Raw genomic sequence first — 22,176 nt, forward strand, 5'->3', positions numbered from 1 at the left:
GATTAATGGTAAAAAATAATTGACAGATAATTCTAACAGCTGTTAAGATGCATTCATACACAAATCCGCTTCACACAGGAGCCAATTAAATATAGGCATTTGAATCAACTGGACTACCGGAGATTCAATGAAGAGTAACCCCGGCAAACTCTTCGTTGAATCTCCTTTTTTGTCATTAATCTGACCATCCAGATGTGGTAAGTGTATTAAAAAAGGAGGGAATTCATGAAGGAATATCGTAACAAGTTAACCGCAGTACTACTTGCCATCAGTTGCATCGCTGTATTGGCAGGCTGTAATTCCGATGCCGGCAAAGCTTCCGGGAAAAGTGATCCACTGAAAGTTCATATTGCCTTAAATGGCAAGATGGGGCCATTGGTCATTGCAAAGGAAAAGGGATTGTTCAACGAAGAGTTTTCTAAACTGGATGCCCAAATCGAGTGGAGTGAATTCCCGAGTGGTCCCCCACTATTGGAGTCTCTTGCTTCCAATCGGGTTGACCTGTCTTTTTTAGGGGATGGTGCACTGATTGCCGGCATTGATAAGAATCTGCCATTCGAAGTGATTGCACAAACAGGTCGAGGTGAGTCATCTGTCCGGATCCTGGCTCAAGCAGAAGGTAACATAAAGCAGATTGAAGACTTAAAGGGAAAAACGGTCGGTGTTGCTTCGGGGACAACGGGTCATGTGTATTTAATCAAGGCATTGAAAGCACATGGTTTAACGACTGATGATATTAAACTCATAAATTTACAACCAGATGATGCTCAAGCCGCCTTTGAAACCAAACAATTGGACGCCTGGGCGATATGGAACCCTTATTACCTTAATAATATTGAAAAAGGGAATGCTGTCGCACTTAAAGTAAAAGGAAAAATATTAGCTCCAGGTGCAATCATTGCACGTAAGGGATTTGCAAAAGAACATCCTGAAATTGTCCAGGCCTATTTAAAGGTTTATAAACAAGCTGCCGACTGGCAAATTGAAAATCCAGATGAAGCATCTGAAATTTATTCCAAAGAAACTAAATTGCCTGTGGGGACAGTCAAGACAATAATAACAGCCGAAGAACCAAATATCTTCTTTACCGAAGATGCCATCGAAGCACAACAAGAATCTATCGATACTTTAGCTGATGTGGGTTATATCAAGAAATCATTTAATTTTAAAAACCAGATCCACAATGAATACATTGATGAAGCCTTTAAAAAATAAAAAGACATACCTTACAGGAGGAGATTGATTATGACGGAAACTAAAACACAACAAATAAAAGTGGTACCCGTAGCAGGAAGGATTGGAGCGGAAATTCAAGGAGTCCAATTAAGCGGAGACTTGGATTTAGCTATTTTCAGTGAAATCAAACAAGCGTTAAACGATCATAAAGTCGTATTCTTCAAAGGTCAGAATCATTTGGACGATGCAGGCCAAGAAGCATTTGCCAAGCTATTGGGTGAGCCTTATGCACATCCTACAGTACCGGTCAAAGACAATACTAACTATATTTTCGAACTTGATTCCGAAAGGGGTGCTAAAGCAAACCATTGGCATACCGATGTCACTTTCGTTCCAGAAGTTCCAAAATACTCTGTTTTAAGAGGGGTAACCATCCCTAATGTCGGCGGCGATACAGTTTGGGCAAATACGAATGAAGCATATGAGGACCTGCCGGATGGATTGAAGGAATTAGCGGACGGACTATGGGCGATCCATACAAATGAATATGATTATGCTCAATTCAAACCAGCTGAAAACATCGATGATGAGGTTAAAAAGAAATATCGTGATGTATTCGAATCGACCATTTATAAAACAAGGCACCCAGTCGTTCACGTGCACTCAGAAACAGGAAAAAGGCATTTGTTATTAGGTGGCTTTGCAGGAAGAGTGGAAGGATATACAACAAGTGAATCTGAAAGATTATTAAGTATCTTCGATTCATACGTCACGCGCTTAGAAAATACCGTGCGTTGGCAATGGAGTGAAGGGGACGTGGTCATTTGGGATAACCTGGCCACTCAGCATTACGCTATTGCCGATTACGGGGACCAGCACCGCGTCGTTCGCCGGGTCACAGTAGGAAAAGATGTTCCCGTAAACAAGAAGAACGACTCCAGCAGACTAATTATTAAAAAATAAAACTCCTTTATAGAGTGTAAGGTTCGAAAACACTCGAACCTCCTGAGAAACTGGCCTTATTGCAGGAGGTTTGAGTGTTTTCTTTATTGAACAGGTCTTCCAAATCGCTCTTTAGCATTTAAGTACTTCCCTGCAAATCGCCTCATTTAAAATTCACTTCAATGTATTCAATCTCTTCTGCCGCACTTAATGTGCCATGGGCTTTTCCAACTGTGCCTTCTTTGTCTTCCCAAAAGAAGTTATGGTCCTGAACGATTGTGCTGAAATTAAAGTCTCGCCACCGGGCAGCAATGCCGAGCAATCTATCTCTATGCTGAAAATCACTTGAATCCACTATTTTATAAACTTCTTCTATAATTTTAGGGGACATCGGTATAGCTCCCCATTTATCTTGCGATCGAACCTTTTGATGAGTCATTTTATGCATGACATCCATGACTTCCGTTTCGGTTGAGTCTTCATCAAGTCCTGTTTCAAATTCTATCCCATCATATATCGCCGTTTTCGCTTCAAGTTCCGCCGCTTTAGCTTTCTCTTCCCTTTGGGCTTTGATTTTTATATCCTCTCTTTCTCTTTCAATTTGTTCCTTGGTTTCCCTGGCTTCGATTTCCAGTTTGGCTTTTTCGTACTCATTGGAGTTTTCCATGATTTTAAAGGAAGAAATCCCCAAGCCGGATAATGAAACAAATGAGATTCCACTAATGAGTAAAACCTTTTGCGTTTTCTTCATAAAAACTTCCTCCAAGGTTTTGATAATGTTAGATAATATTTATTTTAACATATTAAATGGATGGACTATCCAGTAAAGCAGACACCTAAAATTCTTGTCTCTGCCCTACTCAAAGATAATTTCAGTAGTTTCAGATATTAATAATCACCCTAGCATCATTCTATTTTTTCACAAGCACTACTAAATATTGTATTATTTAAAAATGATGGTTTAGTTTTTTGGAGGGAGTCTTGAATGAAGAAATTCAGTATTGCTGCAATATGCATTATTGTAATTCTAGTCGTTATGTATGGCTTTACCGGGAACCATTTTTACAATATCGCCTTAAATCCGAATAAGGAAAAAAACTTTTTAAGCGATAACCCCCATCTTGCCCAGTCTGAAGCCGTTTCAGGTGAAGTGGCTGAATCCAGTAAATTGGCAGATTCGGAATTTGCCAAAGAGCATCAACCGGATGAGATGAGCATTGTTTCTACAGATCAACTAAAACTTAGTGCTAAACTTTATGAAAATAATAACAATGACCATAAATGGGCTATTATCGTTCATGGTTATACCGGCAATAACACACAAATGATTCGGTGGGTACGCAATTTTCATGGAAATGGATACAATGTGCTGGCACCTGATCTTCGCGGACATGGAAAAAGCGAAGGAGATTACATTGGAATGGGCTGGGATGACCGGAAAGATATGCTTTTATGGATCAAGCAAATTACCGATAAAGACTCCCAGGCAAACATTGCATTATTCGGGATATCCATGGGAGGGGCGACCGTCATGATGACCTCCGGGGAAAAGCTGCCTTCCAATGTTAAAGTGATCGTAGAGGATTGCGGATATTCCTCGGTAATGGACGTATTCACCTATCAACTTGATGATTTGTTCGGATTGCCAAGATTTCCAGTAATGAAAGCAGCCAACACGGTGACAAAGCTGCGCGCAGGCTACGATTTAACTGAAGCATCAGCTGTCAAACAAGTACTCAAAAGTAAAACACCCATGTTATTCATCCATGGGGAAGATGATTCATTCGTCCCTTATTCCATGCTGGATGCCGTATACAATGCAGCGAACGTAGACAAAGAAAAATTGATAATACCGGGTGCCGGGCATGGTGAAGCTGAATTAGTGGATCCTGAAAAGTATTGGAACAAGGTATGGGATTTTGTGGATAAATATATGGAGTAATGTAAGAGGGTAAAAGAAGAAACGGCCGATTTACATATCGACCGTTTCAGTTTGTAGACAAAAGGGGTTCAGAATTAAAAAATTCTGAACCCCTTTTGAAATTCCCTTTGAATTTTCGCCTAAAGTTAAGAGATTGGGGCTCTACGAGCCCACTATGTTAGGCCATTTTTGGACCTCGCCATGTCCAATTGGCCATCTTCTTTAAATTAATGGCAGCGAAAGTAAGCATCGCCTGCATCGACAATTTTTTAAGTCCCCTTAAAGTAGTCCAACGCATACCATGCTTTTCTTTTGCATCTGCGAATACACGCTCAATCGTTTCTTTACGTTTTGCATATATAGGTTTTACATCTTGATGATGACGCAGATGATCTGCTTCTTCCACATGTGTTTGCCAGATATGCCGTGTCACCACTTTTTGACAGTCTTTGCTTTCTGTACACCGAGATAAAAATGAGCATGTTGTACAAATTTGTTTTGGCGATTTGTACTCGCGATAGCCCTCTTTATTTGTTGTTGAGTACTTTAAAGTTTCGCCCGAAGGGCAAAGGTAACAATCAAAATGTTCATCGTATACATAGTCCTGTTTGCGGAAAAATCCTTCTTTGGTGCGAGGACGTGTATAAGGTAAAGCCGGTATGATTTCTTTGTTAAATAGGTAGCTTGTAATCGCTGGTGTTTTATAAGCTGCATCTGCGGCAACGGCTTCCGGTTTTCCAACTTTCTCAATCACTTGTTCAACTAGTGGCTCTAAGATCTGACTGTCATGTGTATTTCCAGGTGTTACAATCGTTCCCAATACAAAACCGTTGCGGTCTGCGGCCGCGTGGAATGAATAGGCAAACTGTTTTGTTCGTTCATCTTTCACATAGTAGCCACTCTCAGAATCCGTTGTACTTTCTTTAATCTCTTTGGTCTCTTCTTTATCAAATTTATCTGGTGGAAAAGGCTTTTTTCCATGGTTTTCACGATCTTGATTGATTTCTTCTTGAAGACGTCCTTGATACGCTCGTGTTTCTTTACGAACGATTTCTTTTCAAATTTCCGTTTATTCGCACTGGCTTTCACATGTGTGGAATCCACGAAAACGTGTTCAGCACTTATTAACTTTTTATTAGCAGCTGTTTAAAATGCGATAGAAAATCTGTTCAAACAGGTCTGTATCTTTAAAGCGTCGCTCATAATTTTTCCCGAACGTAGAGAAATGAGGTACTTTATCATGGAAACCATAGCCTAAGAACCAACGGTAAGCCATATTGGTTTCAACTTCTTCAATCGTTTTACGCATGGAACGAATACCGAAGGTATATTGAATGAAAGTCAGTTTAACTAAAATAACTGGATCAATACTTGGGCGTCCTACCTCTGAATACATATCTTTCACCAAGTCATAAATGAAAGTGAAGTCAATGGCAGCCTCCATTTTACGAACCAAATGGTTCGGTGGCACCAGTTGATCTAAAGTAATCATTTCAAGTTGATCTCGCTGAATAGAATCATGTTTAGAAAGCATCCTCATCACCTCAAGTTTTAATACTTCTATTTTAAAACAAAAATGACTCCAGGCAAAAGTGTTCTATCTAAAAGGTAAGACAAAGTTGATTGGAACGGAAGGTACGAGATTCCTGCGGGAAAAGCGCGTCTAGGGGAGACCCCGCAGGCGAAAGCCGAGGAGGCTTCCCGACCGCCCGCGGAAAGCGAGTGCCTGGAGTGGAAATCAACGTCCAAATTGTACAAGCCATAAAAATAGACAAACTCGATTTTCATCGAGTTTGTCTACAGTCTGAAACGGCCGATTTACATATCGACCGTTTCTTTTCGTTTTCTTCCAGTTTATTTTTATCCAGGACTTTTTATTAATTACCTTTAATGATAATTTCATCGATTAAACCGTAATCCTTCGCCTCATTTGCGCTTAAGAAGTAATCACGATCTGTGTCTTTCGCCACCTTTTCGATAGGCTGCCCAGTCCTTTCCGAAATGATTTGATTGATATGATCCTTCAGTTTCAAAATCCTTCGGGCAGAAATTTCAATTTCCGTGGCTTGCCCCCTCGCCCCACCAAGCGGTTGATGAAGCATGATTTCACTATTTGGCAAAGCGCACCTTTTTCCTTTCGTACCCGCCAATAAAAGCATGGCACCGAATGATGCAGCCATTCCCGTACATACAGTCCGGATATCGGGCTTAATATATTGCATCGTATCATAAATGGCGAAACCGGCACTAGTCGATCCCCCCGGACTGTTTATGAAGATGGTAATTTCTTTATCAGGTGCATCTGCTGCCAAGAATAACAATTGGGCAACGACACTATTGGCTAAATGATCGGTGATTTCTTCCCCAATCATGATGATACGGTCTTTTAGAAGTCTGGAATAAATATCGTACGAGCGCTCACCCTTGCCTGATTGCTCAATTACATATGGTATGGTGGTCATATCTCTTCTTCCTCCTAACAATAATATTGGCTATGCAGCCATTGAGAGTGTGTTTGAAGGAGTGAAGCTTGATTTGGAAAGAATCGAACGATTCATCAGTTTAGGAATCATCGATTCACTGTTCAGGGATTTGAAAGATGGGATGCTTCTAATGAGGATATCAGGATTTTGGGCTTTTAAAGCCTGTGTCATCAGGGACATGAGCCGCTGTTCCTCCTCATCTTGCCAATCTTCCACGCAAGACAACTTACGCTCTTCAACGTCATTGTCAAAACGCTTTTTCACACGGTTCAAGATGGCCTTCACTGCCGTTTCCGTAGTGTTCAAATAATCCGATATTTCTTTGGACCGATAGAGGAACCCTTCCTTTAATATGAACACTACAGCTTGTTTCGGGGTAAGGGATTTTATTATAAATTCAACCGTTTCAAAGGCATTTTCCCCAATTGATCCCTGCTGTTCGGTATCCAACAGATCGTCTAAGGATTCTTTTTTTCTTTTTCTAATCGTATCAATCCAGGAATGGCGGGCTATCGTCTTCAATAAAGCCGTTGTTATCTCCGTTTTCTTTCCATAACCCTGCATTGCCTTCAATATCGTTTCCTGTGCCAAGTCATCCCCATCCCAATTATTTTGAGTCAGAAATCGGCAAAACCGAAGCAATTCAGGATAGACCTCACGCAAAATCGCACCGTTATCATTTTCTTCAGAAATATGTTCCCTTAACTTATTTATCATTTTTCTCACTCCTTCAACACCCTCTATCCTATAAACGTTTCAGAAAGAGAAAAAGATATGGGGGTGAAAAATTTTCCTTAATTCTATATATTCTATTCCATTTTTTCCATTGGATTTCCTTTCATACTAAAAACCTGTTTGGTCAAGATCCAAACAGGCTAATGTCAATATTCTGTATGCAAAAAATAGACTTTCCCCGGCCTCCCCTGCTGTGAACCGGTTCGTCACCAACATTTCAGTGAAGCCCTTATTTTCCAAGACACTTAAAATCCTCCGTTCATTCCGCTCCGTTCACAACCAAATCTTTGGATGTGACCTCCCGCTTACGCAATGTGTCCTTACCTTTTCCAAATCTTGTTCGATACACCCTGACGTCCCGGATACCTTGTTGTGAAACCTGAATTTCAAATTTCCGGGTGATCCATGGGAACCCTGCTGCTATTCCAAGTGTTCAATGCATTCAACCGTGTATTCGCTAGGTTCCATTTCGTTTTCTTCAATACCAAACCAACTGGAGGAGCGACTCTCATTAGCGCTGTCTTTACAATAGTTTACCAAAGAACCTGCTGGCTTCTCTTCCGATTCTCGATCGCTCATCTCTTCAAAATTCACGGATCGCTCGTTATGACGCTCGCTGTCTGTCTTTTCATTCTCCAGGTCTGCGAACATGAACATACAGTAAAAAACCGCAATCATAATTGCCATAGTAAACAACCTTGACATTAAAGGCAGTAACTTTTTCAATTTAGCTAAAACTCTCTTCATGGTGGTTTCCCCAATCCTGATAAAGCATAATAATTATAAAAGACCTATTCTTTCTGAATGAACCTAACCCTTTTCCTTTAGATTGACCTATTAAATATCCATCAATAACACTAGTTTAGAAAAATATTACTATTGATTCATTATATATCAAGTTTCAGTATTTTTTATAGCTATCCACACTTAAAATCCAACCTTAATACCAATCATGACGATATCGAAGAACTCTATGCCTTATTCATTAAATCTAGGGAATGTACTATGAATAGTGAAGTTTGCCCACTTACCTAAAAACGCGCCTTTCTTTAAGAGGAGACCGCGTTTTTTTCATCTCAATTCGTCCCAATATCTTAACCTCCCCCGTATACCATGCTATCAATGTACCCAACACATTGACTTCCATCCTTTTTCAGTGTTACTCTTAAATTAATAAAAAAGTATACATTCAAAATACCGATTCCACTGGCATGAAAAAAGGGTGATCACATTTGCCAAAAGAACATTTAATTGACGTTCAACCAATCAGATCATTGGAAAAGTTAGATGATATGAAATGGTCATTGAAAAGACATTGCAGTGAGAGGGACTACATATTGTTCTTGTTAGGCATCAATACCGGCATGCGTGTATCTGATTTATTATCGTTGAAGATAAAGGATATTAAAGGCAAGATGGAGGTCACCATCAAGGAAGGCAGAACAAAGAAGCCAAGAATCATACAGCTTAATACTGTATGCAAGGAATTGGCAGCCTATATAGATACAATTGATGGTGAATGGCTATTCCCTTCACGTAAGGGCGATAAGCCAATAAGCAAGATACAAGCCTACAGACAGCTTAATAAAGCAGCTGACATGGTAGACATCGAGAGCGTCGGTACCCATACCATGCGGAAAACATTCGGGTACTTGTACTATAAACGAAGTAAGGACATTGCAGAGTTACAAATGATCCTTAACCATCCACACCCTGAAATTACACTAAAGTACATCGGGATTACAGATGAAGGAACAGAAGACAGCTTAAATGACTATGTACTATAGGAGGACGGAAGAAATGTCACTGACTGAATACAATGCAAAATATGAATATATCATTCGCAGCAATATTTCCGACAGACAAAAGGCATTGAAATTAGCTGATTTAATGACCGATATGGAAGGCCAGCTAAGAAATGAAAGCGGGGAACATCGAAATAAAGAGGTAAATGCTTTATATAAAAAAGTATCTCTTTTCTCCAACTTGTTATAATCAGCTTAAGACCTTGCCCTTATGTGCAGAGGTCTTTTTTTGCCGTGAAAGTAAATGCTTTGTTTCTGTAGACTTTAGGCTGAACCTCATTTAATACTGCATCTGGTAGGCCTTTTCCTCTTCCTGTAACACCACACATAACATAACGAAAAAGCTCTATTCCAAGCTTCATTCTCTCTCTTCTCTGACTCTCCTAAGCCATGCTAACGAGACAAACAATTTTTAACTCCAGACAACATTCGAATAAAAAATAACTTGATTAAATCATCGACTCATCACTAATGGTGTCAATGTTTACAAATTAAACATACTTAAGGAATACTTTTTCGCCAACATTTCCAAGATTTTTATCCCAGCAACGCTGTTCCCCTTCTCATCCAGCGCTGCACCATAAATTCCAATCCCACATTTTCCGGGGACGGCCCCCATGATTCCCCCTGACACACCGCTTTTAGCCGGAATGCCAACATTAATGGCAAATTCACCTGATGCGTTATACATGCCGCAAGTAACCATGAATGTCTTGCAAATACGAGCAATGTCCCCGGGGATGATTTGCTTTCCCGTCAACAAATCTTTCCCATTCATGGCCAGCACACAGCCTATCCTCGCCAAATCCTGACTGTCCATTTCAATGGCACACTGCTTCGAATACAATTCGATTAATTCCTCCACATCCTCATTTATTACATTATGCTGCTTTAAAAAATAGCTTAACGACCTATTTAAGTCTGCTGTATTGTATTCTGACCGGGCAACATCTTCATTAAAACCGATAGTAGGATTTTGCGTCAACTCCCGGATAAATTGTAAAATACGCTGAAATCGCTCATTTACACTGTCACCTGCAATCATGTGGGTCACAGTCAATGCTCCTGCATTGATCATTGGGTTTAACGGCTTAGATGGCTTGTTTGTCTCTAACTTGGCAATCGAATTAAAAGGGTCCCCAGTGGGTTCTTTTCCTACATAGGAAAAGACATATTCCTCCCCTTTTTCCATTAATACCAGTGCAAGTGTCAAAACTTTCGATATGCTTTGCAGGGTCATTTTCCCACTTACATCCCCCGCACAATATCCTTTTCCGTCAGGATAGTAAATAGCAACAGACAAATCCCCAGGATTCGCCTTTTCAAGAGCCGGTATATAGTCTGCCACTGTTCCCATATTTGTATATTCTTTTGCCTGATCGACCAGTTGCTGTAATTCTTCATTGGACCTGCATTGACATCCCATATTGTTCACAATTTCCCCCCCTTAGAAAATTTGTCATGTGAAGTGTTCTTAGATAGTGGTTTTATTATTTATTACCATATTTCAACGATATTATTTACAAAACCAGGAATCGGATAATAAATGGAAGTAAGGTTAGAGGAACTACTTTCCTGGTTTAAGATTTCTTAAATAATAATTCTTTAAAGAAATTTTCAAATGCTTCTTCATCTATTATTTACTGATTTTATTTCACCCTTTTTAAGGTCACACTTCTTACCATACTTCCCTACCGTCTAATCTAGATGTACAGGTTTTGAATTATTTTCGTCGTGTTAAAGACAAAGAAAAACAACAACATATACGGCAACGGTCAAGCAGTGAGACAGGTAAGCTAACGCCCTGTAAAAAAATCAGGAGCAACTTCACTGTTCTTTAAAGAAGATTTAATTGAAAAAAGAAGGAATTGGAAAAGCCCAGACGGAAATATATATTATCGCATAAGATTTCATATGTATTTCACACTTGATGGAAAGTAGGAAAAGCCATGGAAAAATCGAAGAGTTTACAAGAAATCTATAACGCCAACCGTCCAGAAAATAATGAACTTTTCCGAGCGATACAACAGCATCTGCAAATGAAGCATCCAGACAAACGAATGACAGCTACGAGAACATTGCAAATAATTGTGGCTGATAGTGTTTCATCTGGAGAGCTGCGTAATGTGGAAGCCCGCCTTCTTCACAGTTAATAAGGATCTGTTGTTTATAAGCCCTTTGAAATTTTGAACACAGAAAGGATCTCATCAATGAAAGAATTTCTAAAAAATCGGCCCATTTGTTGAATGAAGTAAATGGAATGTAGTAAATAATATATATCTCTTCTATCCAACTTGTTATGATCGAGCCTGAGACCTAGCGATCGAACTTGAATCAACATGTCACATGTAATTTGGTTCGTTTCGTAAACAACATTCATTCATTCGCTACTTCGTGTGCTTCGGTGCAATGATTTTTGCCTTTGGAAAAGTCGCATGTTTTCCATTTACTCAATTTGAGTACAGCTTTACTTTCAACTGGTGAGTAAAAATGCTCAAAAGATAAAGATTGACAACATTTTTAGAGTGACTCATACTAGTAGTAGCTCAAATGACAGAATATTACGAATAGTGGAGGGGTAATTATGAATAAGATTTTCGTTCCTAACGCAATCGCCACTTTAACAAGACTTTTCTACAGTTCGACTACAATGAATGAGTATTTAGCGATGAGGACCGCTCAATTCTACATTGAGGACCTGAAGTTACTGCAAGACGTGGAAGCTGTTGCCTTGGCAATTGAAAATCAAAATGCTTTCGCTTTAATGTCTAAATTTAAATTATTTGATTATAAGGCTGCTGAAGAAATTGAAATCGCACTATCCGCTGCTGGCTATACGGAAGCAGAGCTAAGTGCTATGAATATTGAAATCTAAAATCATTGGCCAATCTGTTTACGGAACGAATGGTAGAGTTAATGCTCTTTGACCCATTCGTTTTTATTTTCATCCCAAGAACAAACGTGCACTAAACTATTGCTGTTAATATACATTATTTGTACATATTTTGTGTGCGTCATAAACACAAAAAGGCTTCACACAATTAAGTGTGGAGCTCTTTGTAATGGCGATTCATCGCTATTCGCGAGAACGGTGGCCGAGGTCGAACCGGCACTCAGAGGAACACGATTTTAAGTCTGTTATAATTATTTTAATAAATTTCTATCATTAAAACCCTTTATTTTATGATATTTTGATAGTTTGATAGTTTTCGTTTGTTTTAAACAAGAAAATTAAAATGATATGGAGTCCAAAATGTAGCCATGGTTCAAACTTAATATTTCAATTCACACCCATATAAAGAAAAGTTAAATTTAATTCATTTCACTAATTTAGTTACTTCAGTATTAAGGTCCTCTTCTATTTGTATCTCTTCTTCAATAACTTCCTTTTCCTTTTGTGTTTCTGCTTCTCCTATCAATTCGTCGAAATCCTCAGAAGGCCTTGCATACTCTTCACTATCTTCATCGTATTCAAATTTTGATTGGTATACCCCAATAAATATGTAAAAATCAAATCCAGTTTCAAAACCATCTGTCTGACTAGTTAAAAAGGCAACTAATTCATCACCCTTTACAGATGGTCTATGTCCATCAGGTATGATAAAAAAGGTCTCATTTAATTCCTCTTCTGTTAAATCTGGAAACTTTTCTCCCATCCCGCTTTGTTTAGCAGTAATATATCCACCTTGCTCTAATACTGTTATCTCTTTTCCTTCTAAACTTGAATCTCCGTTTAAAACTTTATTAATTTTAAAGGATAGTTTTGTAAAGGGTTCACCCTCTCCAGTTTCTTCATCCATATATACATAATTCTCAGTAGACATAACTAATCCTTCAACAGCTAATTCTGAATCCTCTCTTAACTGTTCAACATCTTCATAATCAAAAGCAAAGGCAAGTTCAGATTCTATAACTGTTACATTGTCCATAGAAACATTTTCATTATCTGCAACAACTTCTTTTTTAGTAGAATCATTAGACTTATCGTCTTCAGCTGTTACCACAGATTTATCTTGTCCCTTATTTTGAGATTCTTCAGTTGCACCATTACATGCAGTTAGAACAGAAAATGATAACAAACAAACGAATAAAAATTTTATCTTATTCATTTTTCTTCCCCCTATTATTTATAAAGATAGTTGATGCCATTGTATTCATCTTTTCTAGGATATTGGATTCCTAAGCTATAAGCATCACTTATAGTTGCATCCATTAACTGATTATTCGTGTGATTTAAACCAAAAGCATGTCCGATTTCATGACTAATAGTTGCTTGTTGATATTTAGGTAAAGAAGTCATTAAACTTTTAGATAATTGGATTTTTGACCAATACCAGTCTTGTGCTGAAACATTAACATTTGTTTGGTTAACATAAAAAATAGTTTTTCCAATAACATTTGTTCCCGAAAGAGAGTTGACACGATAAAAATCAATAGTACTGGCACTTTTATTTGTTGTCTTCCTATAGGATGCTGGTGTTGTAATACCAGCATATTTTGTTGAATATATCCACCTATCAAATGTTTGCTATTTTTGTAGAATAAGTGCTTGCGGATGAATCTACCCAATAATACTTTGTACTTTTACCATAGTTTCCAATTCCTGAAGACATTTTGTGGCCATTGTATGTAGTATATGCATGAGCATTAACTGGAATCAGAAAAACTAGAATAATACTTAATAATAAGCCAATTCCCATTAACCACTTTCATATTTTTGTGAATTCCACTGATTATTTAACATATAAAGTATTCGATTTCTTCCTACTTTATTTCAGTTTAAATTGAATACACCTTTAAATTAGTAAGATACTAGTTAACCTTCAACGTTTTTTCGGATAACTTAAAGCTACCTTCCCGCACCTTGCTTTTTTTGAAAAAATACCCATTTTTATTATATACCTATCTATAGTTTGTACCGATTCATCTTTTTCTATAAATTATGAAAATAAAGAATATTATTTATTAACACTATTTTAGAAGAAATATCTAACTCCACTAATGTTGCAATTGATGAAGGAATAATCCAAAAAAATCCTTGTGATACATTACCTAAGTTGTGAGTAGAAAAGAAAAAAAGAATTTTTGGACTCCAAAAGAATTTTAAAAATTTATTAATAGTCAACATGAAGATTTTAGGGAAGTAACACCTACGAGAAACCAATTTACTAAACGCATTCCTACCATTTGCAAGCGAGCTGGATTAGAACCTATACGATTACATGATTTCAGACATTCTCACCCTGCTCTCTAATTGAGTTTGGAGGAGATATCACTGTCATTAAAGAACGGTTTGGTCATTCAAGTATTACAACAACTATTGATACGCACGGGCATTTGTTCCTAGACAGACAAAAAAAACTAGCAGATAAATTAAAAGGTTTTTTCTAATAAAAAAAGTAAGTGGAGTCAAAAACATTAATGAAATGTATGGAAGGCCAGCTAAGAAATGAAATCGGGGAACATCGGAATAAAGAGGTAAATGCATTATATAAAAAGTATCTCTTCTATCCAACTTGTTATGATCGAGCCTAAGGCCCTTGCCTTATAAGCAGGGGTCTTTTTTTTGTATGTGCGTGCAACCGGGCTTGAATCAACATGACTCTTTTCTGTATGTTTCTTTTGGGTCGCTTCATAAACTCAGCAACCGTTCCTTCGCTTACTTGGTGCGCTTTGGTGCGATATTTTGCCTTTGGCAAAGTCACCTGTTTTCTATTTACTCAATTTGAGTACAGACATACATTCTCTGGTGAAAAAAATGCTCAACAGATAAAGATTGACAACATTTATATGGTGACTCATACTTGTAGTAATTAAAATGACAGAAAATTAAGAATAGTGGAGGGGTAATTATGAATAAGATTTTCGTTCCTAACGCAATCGCCACTTTAACAAGACTTTTCTACAGTTCAACTACACTGAATGAGTATTTAGCGATGAGAACCGCTCAATTCTACATTGAAGACCTGAAGTTACTACAAGACGTGGAAGCTGTTGCCTTGGCAATTGAAGATCAAAATGCTTTCGCTTTAATGTCTAAATTTAAATTATTTGATTATAAGGCTGCTGAAGAAATTGAAATCGCACTATCCGCTGCTGGCTATACGGAAGCAGAACTAAATGCTATGAATATTGAAATCTGAAATGGGCAATCATTATTTTTGGAACGAATGGGAGAGTTAATGCTCTTTGACCCATTCGTTTTTCATTTCCACCGTAAGAACGAACGTTCTCTAAACTATTGCTTATTGTTTTAATGGAGAATATTTATTATGCCTCTCCCCAGAGGCCAATAACTTCATGTATCGTTTCGTATCTTCCATAGACGTATGTCATAGTGTAGATTGAAAGTGAAATGATATCCTAACACCTTTAATAATGTTTGATTCGGGATTGTATGCTCCTTGGTTTCAATTCTCCTTCATTCTTGAGTGATGAAAAATCATTGCACAATACCCCCGCACATTTTTTGTACATATTTTGTAATACGTCATAAACACAAAAAAGCTTCACACAATTAAGTGTGAAGCTTTTTGTAATAGCGATTCTTCGCTATTGATGATACCGGTGGCCGGGGTCGAACCGGCACTCCAGAGGAACACGATTTTGAGTCGTGCGCGTCTGCCAATTCCGCCACACCGGCATGTATGTTGGAGGCGGCAACCGGAATCGAACCGGTGGTAAAGGTTTTGCAGACCTCTGCCTTACCGCTTGGCTATGCCGCCAACGTTTTTGGAGCGAAAGACGGGATTCGAACCCGCGACCCCAACCTTGGCAAGGTTGTATTCTACCACTGAACTACTTTCGCATATGGCTGGGCTAGAAGGGATCGAACCTTCGCATGACGGAATCAAAATCCGTTGCCTTACCGCTTGGCTATAGCCCATTAACGTTGTATTCATTATACCATGTTTTATTAAATGGGGCGACTGATGGGAATCGAACCCACGAATGCCTGAACCACAATCAGGTGCGTTAACCACTTCGCCACAATCGCCATTATAGGATTGAAATTGGCAGGGGTAGTAGGACTCGAACCCACACTGGAGGTTTTGGAGACCTCTGTTCTACCTTTAAACTATACCCCTGTAAGAAATATGGTGGAGGGGGGCAGATTCGAACTGCCGAACCCGAAGGAGCGGATTTACAGTCCGCCGCGTTTAGCCACTTCGCTACCCCTCCGCATATGGATGAAACATGGTGCCGGCAAGAGGACTTGAACCCCCAACCTACTGATTACAAGTCAGTTGCTCTACCAGTTGAGCTACACCGGCACTACTATGGTGGCTCAGGACGGAATCGAACCGCCGACACAAGGATTTTCAGTCCTTTGCTCTACCGACTGAGCTACTGAGCCAAGCAATAAAAATGGCGGTCCCGACGGGAATCGAACCCGCGATCTCCTGCGTGACAGGCAGGCATGTTAACCGCTACACCACGGGACCATAGATTGCGGGGACAGGATTTGAACCTGCGACCTTCGGGTTATGAGCCCGACGAGCTACCGGACTGCTCCACCCCGCGACGGTAATAATGTTGCTATTATGCATCAAGTTTTCGTGTTGAGCGTTTCAGCAGAAACAACTTGATCTCGTTAAGAAATGGTGGAGGATGACGGGATCGAACCGCCGACCCTCTGCTTGTAAGGCAGATGCTCTCCCAGCTGAGCTAATCCTCCAATATGTTGACTAAATGGTGACCCGTACGGGATTCGAACCCGTGTTACCGCCGTGAAAGGGCGGTGTCTTAACCGCTTGACCAACGGGCCAGGTATAAATGGCGGAGAGCAAGGGATTTGAACCCTTGAGACAGGGTTACCCGTCTACACGATTTCCAATCGTGCTCCTTCGGCCACTCGGACAGCTCTCCAATAATGGCTCCGCAGGTAGGACTCGAACCTACGACCGTTCGGTTAACAGCCGAATGCTCTACCACTGAGCTACTGCGGAACAATATAAGCTTGGCGACGTCCTACTCTCACAGGGGGAAACCCCCAACTACCATCGGCGCTGAAGAGCTTAACTGCCGTGTTCGGAATGGGAACGGGTGTGACCTCTTCGCTATCGTCACCAAACATTGTTAACATTTTTTCAAGACATATATTATTGTAACATCTTTTCGAAAAAATGCAAGAAGAAATTTTCATTCCTTCAAAACTAGATAATAAGAAGAAGGTATTTCATTTTTTAAAAAGCGTTGGTTAAGTCCTCGATCTATTAGTATCAGTCAGCTCCACATGTCGCCACGCTTCCACCTCTGACCTATCAACCTGATCATCTTTCAGGGATCTTACTAGCTTGCGCCATGGGAAATCTCATCTTGAGGGGGGCTTCATGCTTAGATGCTTTCAGCACTTATCCCGTCCGCACGTAGCTACCCAGCTATGCCTTTGGCAAGACAACTGGTACACCAGCGGTGCGTCCATCCCGGTCCTCTCGTACTAAGGACAGCTCCTCTCAAATTTCCTGCGCCCGCGACGGATAGGGACCGAACTGTCTCACGACGTTCTGAACCCAGCTCGCGTACCGCTTTAATGGGCGAACAGCCCAACCCTTGGGACCGACTACAGCCCCAGGATGCGATGAGCCGACATCGAGGTGCCAAACCTCCCCGTCGATGTGGACTCTTGGGGGAGATAAGCCTGTTATCCCCGGGGTAGCTTTTATCCGTTGAGCGATGGCCCTTCCATGCGGAACCACCGGATCACTAAGCCCGACTTTCGTCCCTGCTCGACTTGTAGGTCTCGCAGTCAAGCTCCCTTGTGCCTTTACACTCTACGAATGATTTCCAACCATTCTGAGGGAACCTTTGGGCGCCTCCGTTACTCTTTAGGAGGCGACCGCCCCAGTCAAACTGCCCACCTGACACTGTCTCCCACCCCGATGAGGGGCGCGGGTTAGAATTTCAATACAGCCAGGGTAGTATCCCACCAACGCCTCCACCGAAGCTAGCGCTCCGGCTTCTCAGGCTCCTACCTATCCTGTACAAGCTGTACCAAAATTCAATATCAGGCTGCAGTAAAGCTCCACGGGGTCTTTCCGTCCTGTCGCGGGTAACCTGCATCTTCACAGGTACTATAATTTCACCGAGTCTCTCGTTGAGACAGTGCCCAGATCGTTACACCTTTCGTGCGGGTCGGAACTTACCCGACAAGGAATTTCGCTACCTTAGGACCGTTATAGTTACGGCCGCCGTTTACTGGGGCTTCGGTTCAAAGCTTCGCTTGCGCTAACCTCTCCCCTTAACCTTCCAGCACCGGGCAGGTGTCAGCCCCTATACTTCGCCTTGCGGCTTCGCAGAGACCTGTGTTTTTGCTAAACAGTCGCCTGGGCCTATTCACTGCGGCTTTTCTGGGCTATTCACCCTAAAAAGCACCCCTTCTCCCGAAGTTACGGGGTCATTTTGCCGAGTTCCTTAACGAGAGTTCTCTCGCACACCTTAGGATTCTCTCCTCGCCTACCTGTGTCGGTTTGCGGTACGGGCACCTTACATCTCACTAGAGGCTTTTCTTGGCAGCGTGGAATCAGGAACTTCGGTACTATATTTCCCTCGCCATCACAGCTCCGCCTTAATGGAAACGGGATTTGCCTCGTTTCCGGCCTAACTGCTTGGACGCGCATATCCAACAGCGCGCTTACCCTATCCTTCTGCGTCCCCCCATCGTTCAAACGATGTATAGGTGGTACAGGAATATCAACCTGTTGTCCATCGCCTACGCCTTTCGGCCTCGGCTTAGGTCCCGACTAACCCTGAGCGGACGAGCCTTCCTCAGGAAACCTTAGGCATTCGGTGGAAGGGATTCTCACCCTTCTTTCGCTACTCATACCGGCATTCTCACTTCTAAGCGCTCCACCAGTCCTTCCGGTCTGACTTCAACGCCCTTAGAACGCTCTCCTACCATCGACACCTAATGGTGTCAATCCACAGCTTCGGTGATACGTTTAGCCCCGGTACATTTTCGGCGCGGAGTCACTCGACCAGTGAGCTATTACGCACTCTTTAAATGGTGGCTGCTTCTAAGCCAACATCCTGGTTGTCTAAGCAACTCCACATCCTTTTCCACTTAACGTATACTTTGGGACCTTAGCTGGTGGTCTGGGCTGTTTCCCTTTCGACTACGGATCTTATCACTCGCAGTCTGACTCCCAAGAATAAGTATTTGGCATTCGGAGTTTGACTGAATTCGGTAACCCGTTGGGGGCCCCTAGTCCAATCAGTGCTCTACCTCCAATACTCTCATCTTGAGGCTAGCCCTAAAGCTATTTCGGAGAGAACCAGCTATCTCCAGGTTCGATTGGAATTTCTCCGCTACCCACACCTCATCCCCGCACTTTTCAACGTGCGTGGGTTCGGGCCTCCATTCAGTGTTACCTGAACTTCACCCTGGACATGGGTAGATCACCTGGTTTCGGGTCTACGACCTCATACTCATTCGCCCTATTCAGACTCGCTTTCGCTGCGGCTCCGTCTCATCAACTTAACCTTGCATGAAATCGTAACTCGCCGGTTCATTCTACAAAAGGCACGCCATTACCCATTAACGGGCTTTGACTACTTGTAGGCACACGGTTTCAGGATCTATTTCACTCCCCTTCCGGGGTGCTTTTCACCTTTCCCTCACGGTACTGGTTCACTATCGGTCACTAGGGAGTATTTAGCCTTGGGAGATGGTCCTCCCTGCTTCCGACGGGATTTCTCGTGTCCCGCCGTACTCAGGATCCACTCAGGAGGGAACGAAGTTTCAACTACAGGGTTTTTACCTTCTTCGACGGATCTTTCCAGATCGCTTCATTTACCCCGTTCCTTTGTAACTCCATGTTGAGTGTCCTACAACCCCAAGAGGCAAGCCTCTTGGTTTGGGCTAATTCCGTTTCGCTCGCCGCTACTCAGGAAATCGCATTTGCTTTCTCTTCCTCCGGGTACTTAGATGTTTCAGTTCCCCGGGTCTGCCTTCAGTACCCTATGTATTCAGGTAAAGATACTGTTCCATTACGAACAGTGGGTTTCCCCATTCGGAAATCTCCGGATCAAAGCTTACTTACAGCTCCCCGAAGCATATCGGTGTTAGTCCCGTCCTTCATCGGCTCCTAGTGCCAAGGCATCCACCGTGCGCCCTTTCTAACTTAACCGTTAAAAAAGATCTTACAGATGCTTTGAAAAAAATTAATTGCCTTCTATCTATTATCTAGTTTTCAAGGAACAAAGCAGAAAGAATCCATCACATCGTAATGATTGTCTTTCCTATTGAATGAATCACTCATTCAAAACTGAACAAAACAAAAGCGCTCTCGTAATTATCCTTAGAAAGGAGGTGATCCAGCCGCACCTTCCGATACGGCTACCTTGTTACGACTTCACCCCAATCATCTGTCCCACCTTAGGCGGCTGGCTCCATGAAGGTTACCTCACCGACTTCGGGTGTTACAAACTCTCGTGGTGTGACGGGCGGTGTGTACAAGGCCCGGGAACGTATTCACCGCGGCATGCTGATCCGCGATTACTAGCGATTCCGGCTTCATGTAGGCGAGTTGCAGCCTACAATCCGAACTGAGAATGGCTTTATGGGATTCGCTTACCTTCGCAGGTTTGCAGCCCTTTGTACCATCCATTGTAGCACGTGTGTAGCCCAGGTCATAAGGGGCATGATGATTTGACGTCATCCCCACCTTCCTCCGGTTTGTCACCGGCAGTCACCTTAGAGTGCCCAACTGAATGCTGGCAACTAAGATCAAGGGTTGCGCTCGTTGCGGGACTTAACCCAACATCTCACGACACGAGCTGACGACAACCATGCACCACCTGTCACCCTGTCCCCCGAAGGGGAAAGCCCTATCTCTAGGGTTGTCAGAGGATGTCAAGACCTGGTAAGGTTCTTCGCGTTGCTTCGAATTAAACCACATGCTCCACCGCTTGTGCGGGCCCCCGTCAATTCCTTTGAGTTTCAGCCTTGCGGCCGTACTCCCCAGGCGGAGTGCTTAATGCGTTAGCTGCAGCACTAAAGGGCGGAAACCCTCTAACACTTAGCACTCATCGTTTACGGCGTGGACTACCAGGGTATCTAATCCTGTTTGCTCCCCACGCTTTCGCGCCTCAGTGTCAGTTACAGACCAGAAAGTCGCCTTCGCCACTGGTGTTCCTCCAAATCTCTACGCATTTCACCGCTACACTTGGAATTCCACTTTCCTCTTCTGCACTCAAGTTCCCCAGTTTCCAATGACCCTCCACGGTTGAGCCGTGGGCTTTCACATCAGACTTAAGGAACCACCTGCGCGCGCTTTACGCCCAATAATTCCGGACAACGCTTGCCACCTACGTATTACCGCGGCTGCTGGCACGTAGTTAGCCGTGGCTTTCTGGTTAGGTACCGTCAAGGTACCAGCAGTTACTCTGGTACTTGTTCTTCCCTAACAACAGAACTTTACGACCCGAAGGCCTTCTTCGTTCACGCGGCGTTGCTCCGTCAGACTTTCGTCCATTGCGGAAGATTCCCTACTGCTGCCTCCCGTAGGAGTCTGGGCCGTGTCTCAGTCCCAGTGTGGCCGATCACCCTCTCAGGTCGGCTACGCATCGTCGCCTTGGTGAGCCATTACCCCACCAACTAGCTAATGCGCCGCGGGCCCATCTATAAGTGACAGCGTAAACCGTCTTTCCATCTTCTCTCATGCGAGAAAAGAACGTATCCGGTATTAGCTCCGGTTTCCCGAAGTTATCCCAGTCTTATAGGCAGGTTGCCCACGTGTTACTCACCCGTCCGCCGCTAATCTCAGGGAGCAAGCTCCCATTGATTCGCTCGACTTGCATGTATTAGGCACGCCGCCAGCGTTCGTCCTGAGCCAGGATCAAACTCTCCGAAGAAATGTTTGACTTGCTCATTTGCTTTTTTGATAGTGTGTGCTCACTTAAAATTTAACGTTGGCGCTTTGTTTTGTTCAGTTTTCAAAGAGCAATTTCATTGTCGTTTACTTCGTAAGCGACTTTTACATCTTATCATGTTATCAACTCTGTTGTCAACATGTTTTTTTATTTTTTTCGTTTTGATGAAGCTGCGAAAGCTGATGTCCCGCAGCGACATGTATTAATATAACACCTATATTATTATTGGTCAACAATAAAA

15 protein-coding genes, 15 tRNA genes, 3 rRNA genes and 1 pseudogene are annotated in these 22,176 nt (G+C 41.9%); 8 read left to right on the plus strand and 26 right to left on the minus strand.

Annotated features, from left to right (window positions below):
• Positions 1 to 225: 225 nt before the first annotated feature.
• Together QFZ73_RS07070 and QFZ73_RS07075 are read left to right on the plus strand one after the other, a co-directional pair.
• On the plus strand, positions 226 to 1,215 hold the full coding sequence (locus QFZ73_RS07070; RefSeq protein ID WP_307264628.1) for an ABC transporter substrate-binding protein: 990 nt from the start codon (positions 226 to 228) through the stop codon (positions 1,213 to 1,215).
• Between the two features lie 30 nt (positions 1,216 to 1,245).
• The gene (locus QFZ73_RS07075) at positions 1,246 to 2,139 is read left to right on the plus strand and encodes a TauD/TfdA dioxygenase family protein (RefSeq protein ID WP_307264631.1); all 894 of its coding nucleotides are present in this window, start codon (positions 1,246 to 1,248) and stop codon (positions 2,137 to 2,139) included.
• A gap of 142 nt (positions 2,140 to 2,281) precedes the next feature.
• Here QFZ73_RS07075 and QFZ73_RS07080 read toward each other — a convergent pair whose 3' ends face one another.
• A complete protein-coding gene (locus QFZ73_RS07080; protein WP_307264634.1) occupies positions 2,282 to 2,869 on the minus strand; it encodes a DUF6241 domain-containing protein in 588 nt (195 codons plus the stop codon).
• A gap of 234 nt (positions 2,870 to 3,103) precedes the next feature.
• Between QFZ73_RS07080 and QFZ73_RS07085 the strand changes: the two genes are divergently transcribed.
• Positions 3,104 to 4,060, plus strand: a complete 957-nt coding sequence (locus QFZ73_RS07085; RefSeq protein WP_307264637.1) for an alpha/beta hydrolase — start codon at positions 3,104 to 3,106, stop codon at positions 4,058 to 4,060.
• Between the two features lie 157 nt (positions 4,061 to 4,217).
• On the opposite strand, the pseudogene QFZ73_RS07090 reads toward QFZ73_RS07085, so the two are convergent.
• The 4 genes and pseudogenes from QFZ73_RS07090 to QFZ73_RS07105 all read right to left on the minus strand — a co-directional run bounded on the left by QFZ73_RS07090 (position 4,218) and on the right by QFZ73_RS07105 (position 8,004).
• Positions 4,218 to 5,573, minus strand: a pseudogene (locus QFZ73_RS07090) (IS1182 family transposase).
• Between the two features lie 343 nt (positions 5,574 to 5,916).
• Positions 5,917 to 6,501, minus strand: coding sequence for an ATP-dependent Clp endopeptidase proteolytic subunit ClpP (clpP, locus tag QFZ73_RS07095; protein WP_063235356.1), 585 nt, complete (start codon positions 6,499 to 6,501; stop codon positions 5,917 to 5,919).
• A 30-nt stretch (positions 6,502 to 6,531) separates the two neighbouring features.
• Positions 6,532 to 7,239, minus strand: coding sequence for a sigma-70 family RNA polymerase sigma factor (locus QFZ73_RS07100; RefSeq protein WP_307264643.1), 708 nt, complete (start codon positions 7,237 to 7,239; stop codon positions 6,532 to 6,534).
• Positions 7,240 to 7,677: 438 nt separating this feature from the next.
• Positions 7,678 to 8,004 carry a hypothetical protein gene (locus QFZ73_RS07105; RefSeq protein ID WP_251438183.1) on the minus strand — a complete coding sequence of 109 codons (327 nt, stop codon included), beginning with the start codon at positions 8,002 to 8,004 and terminating at the stop codon, positions 7,678 to 7,680.
• A gap of 545 nt (positions 8,005 to 8,549) precedes the next feature.
• Between QFZ73_RS07105 and QFZ73_RS07110 the strand changes: the two genes are divergently transcribed.
• Both QFZ73_RS07110 and QFZ73_RS07115 read left to right on the plus strand, forming a co-directional pair.
• The gene (locus QFZ73_RS07110) at positions 8,550 to 9,044 is read left to right on the plus strand and encodes a tyrosine-type recombinase/integrase (protein ID WP_251438187.1); all 495 of its coding nucleotides are present in this window, start codon (positions 8,550 to 8,552) and stop codon (positions 9,042 to 9,044) included.
• Between the two features lie 13 nt (positions 9,045 to 9,057).
• Entirely contained in the window at positions 9,058 to 9,252 is a 195-nt protein-coding gene (locus QFZ73_RS07115; RefSeq protein ID WP_251438182.1) for a hypothetical protein, read from the plus strand.
• Positions 9,253 to 9,546: 294 nt separating this feature from the next.
• Here QFZ73_RS07115 and glsA read toward each other — a convergent pair whose 3' ends face one another.
• Entirely contained in the window at positions 9,547 to 10,488 is a 942-nt protein-coding gene (gene glsA, locus QFZ73_RS07120; protein ID WP_307272657.1) for a glutaminase A, read from the minus strand.
• Between the two features lie 523 nt (positions 10,489 to 11,011).
• On the opposite strand from glsA, the gene QFZ73_RS07125 reads away from it, so the two are divergent.
• Positions 11,012 to 11,215, plus strand: coding sequence for a hypothetical protein (locus QFZ73_RS07125; RefSeq protein WP_251438181.1), 204 nt, complete (start codon positions 11,012 to 11,014; stop codon positions 11,213 to 11,215).
• 431 nt (positions 11,216 to 11,646) lie between these two features.
• Complete coding sequence (locus tag QFZ73_RS07130; protein ID WP_307264651.1) at positions 11,647 to 11,937, plus strand: hypothetical protein; 291 nt, start codon at positions 11,647 to 11,649, stop codon at positions 11,935 to 11,937.
• A 442-nt stretch (positions 11,938 to 12,379) separates the two neighbouring features.
• On the opposite strand, the gene QFZ73_RS07135 is transcribed toward QFZ73_RS07130, so the two are convergent.
• Both QFZ73_RS07135 and QFZ73_RS28890 read right to left on the minus strand, forming a co-directional pair.
• On the minus strand, positions 12,380 to 13,171 hold the full coding sequence (locus tag QFZ73_RS07135; RefSeq protein WP_307264654.1) for a hypothetical protein: 792 nt from the start codon (positions 13,169 to 13,171) through the stop codon (positions 12,380 to 12,382).
• A 14-nt stretch (positions 13,172 to 13,185) separates the two neighbouring features.
• Complete coding sequence (locus tag QFZ73_RS28890; protein WP_373458999.1) at positions 13,186 to 13,572, minus strand: matrixin family metalloprotease; 387 nt, start codon at positions 13,570 to 13,572, stop codon at positions 13,186 to 13,188.
• 1,342 nt (positions 13,573 to 14,914) lie between these two features.
• On the opposite strand from QFZ73_RS28890, the gene QFZ73_RS07140 reads away from it, so the two are divergent.
• On the plus strand, positions 14,915 to 15,205 hold the full coding sequence (locus QFZ73_RS07140; protein ID WP_251438178.1) for a hypothetical protein: 291 nt from the start codon (positions 14,915 to 14,917) through the stop codon (positions 15,203 to 15,205).
• 419 nt (positions 15,206 to 15,624) lie between these two features.
• Here the strand turns inward: QFZ73_RS07140 and QFZ73_RS07145 are convergent.
• The 18 genes from QFZ73_RS07145 to QFZ73_RS07230 form a co-directional block, all read right to left on the minus strand.
• Positions 15,625 to 15,705 (minus strand) — tRNA-Leu (locus QFZ73_RS07145).
• A gap of 8 nt (positions 15,706 to 15,713) precedes the next feature.
• Positions 15,714 to 15,787: transfer RNA gene (locus QFZ73_RS07150), tRNA-Cys, on the minus strand.
• A gap of 8 nt (positions 15,788 to 15,795) precedes the next feature.
• A tRNA-Gly gene (locus tag QFZ73_RS07155) sits at positions 15,796 to 15,870 on the minus strand.
• Between the two features lie 3 nt (positions 15,871 to 15,873).
• A tRNA-Gln gene (locus QFZ73_RS07160) sits at positions 15,874 to 15,948 on the minus strand.
• A gap of 35 nt (positions 15,949 to 15,983) precedes the next feature.
• Positions 15,984 to 16,059: transfer RNA gene (locus tag QFZ73_RS07165), tRNA-His, on the minus strand.
• Between the two features lie 17 nt (positions 16,060 to 16,076).
• Positions 16,077 to 16,150, minus strand: a tRNA-Trp gene (locus tag QFZ73_RS07170).
• A 10-nt stretch (positions 16,151 to 16,160) separates the two neighbouring features.
• Positions 16,161 to 16,244: transfer RNA gene (locus QFZ73_RS07175), tRNA-Tyr, on the minus strand.
• A gap of 16 nt (positions 16,245 to 16,260) precedes the next feature.
• A tRNA-Thr gene (locus QFZ73_RS07180) sits at positions 16,261 to 16,336 on the minus strand.
• 7 nt (positions 16,337 to 16,343) lie between these two features.
• Positions 16,344 to 16,419 (minus strand) — tRNA-Phe (locus tag QFZ73_RS07185).
• A 12-nt stretch (positions 16,420 to 16,431) separates the two neighbouring features.
• A tRNA-Asp gene (locus QFZ73_RS07190) sits at positions 16,432 to 16,507 on the minus strand.
• A 5-nt stretch (positions 16,508 to 16,512) separates the two neighbouring features.
• Positions 16,513 to 16,586 (minus strand) — tRNA-Met (locus tag QFZ73_RS07195).
• Between the two features lie 78 nt (positions 16,587 to 16,664).
• A tRNA-Val gene (locus tag QFZ73_RS07200) sits at positions 16,665 to 16,740 on the minus strand.
• A gap of 15 nt (positions 16,741 to 16,755) precedes the next feature.
• Positions 16,756 to 16,830 (minus strand) — tRNA-Glu (locus QFZ73_RS07205).
• Between the two features lie 9 nt (positions 16,831 to 16,839).
• Positions 16,840 to 16,931: transfer RNA gene (locus tag QFZ73_RS07210), tRNA-Ser, on the minus strand.
• A gap of 5 nt (positions 16,932 to 16,936) precedes the next feature.
• Positions 16,937 to 17,011 (minus strand) — tRNA-Asn (locus tag QFZ73_RS07215).
• A 9-nt stretch (positions 17,012 to 17,020) separates the two neighbouring features.
• Positions 17,021 to 17,136: ribosomal RNA gene (gene rrf / locus QFZ73_RS07220) — 5S ribosomal RNA — on the minus strand.
• A 122-nt stretch (positions 17,137 to 17,258) separates the two neighbouring features.
• Positions 17,259 to 20,191, minus strand: a 23S ribosomal RNA gene (locus QFZ73_RS07225).
• 175 nt (positions 20,192 to 20,366) lie between these two features.
• Positions 20,367 to 21,917, minus strand: a 16S ribosomal RNA gene (locus QFZ73_RS07230).
• The 16S, 23S and 5S rRNA genes sit together here with 15 tRNA genes alongside, the layout of an rRNA operon.
• Between the last annotated feature and the right edge of the window lie 259 nt (positions 21,918 to 22,176).

This window comes from Peribacillus sp. V2I11, assembly GCF_030817135.1.
In the GTDB taxonomy this organism is placed as follows: domain Bacteria; phylum Bacillota; class Bacilli; order Bacillales; family DSM-1321; genus Peribacillus; species Peribacillus simplex.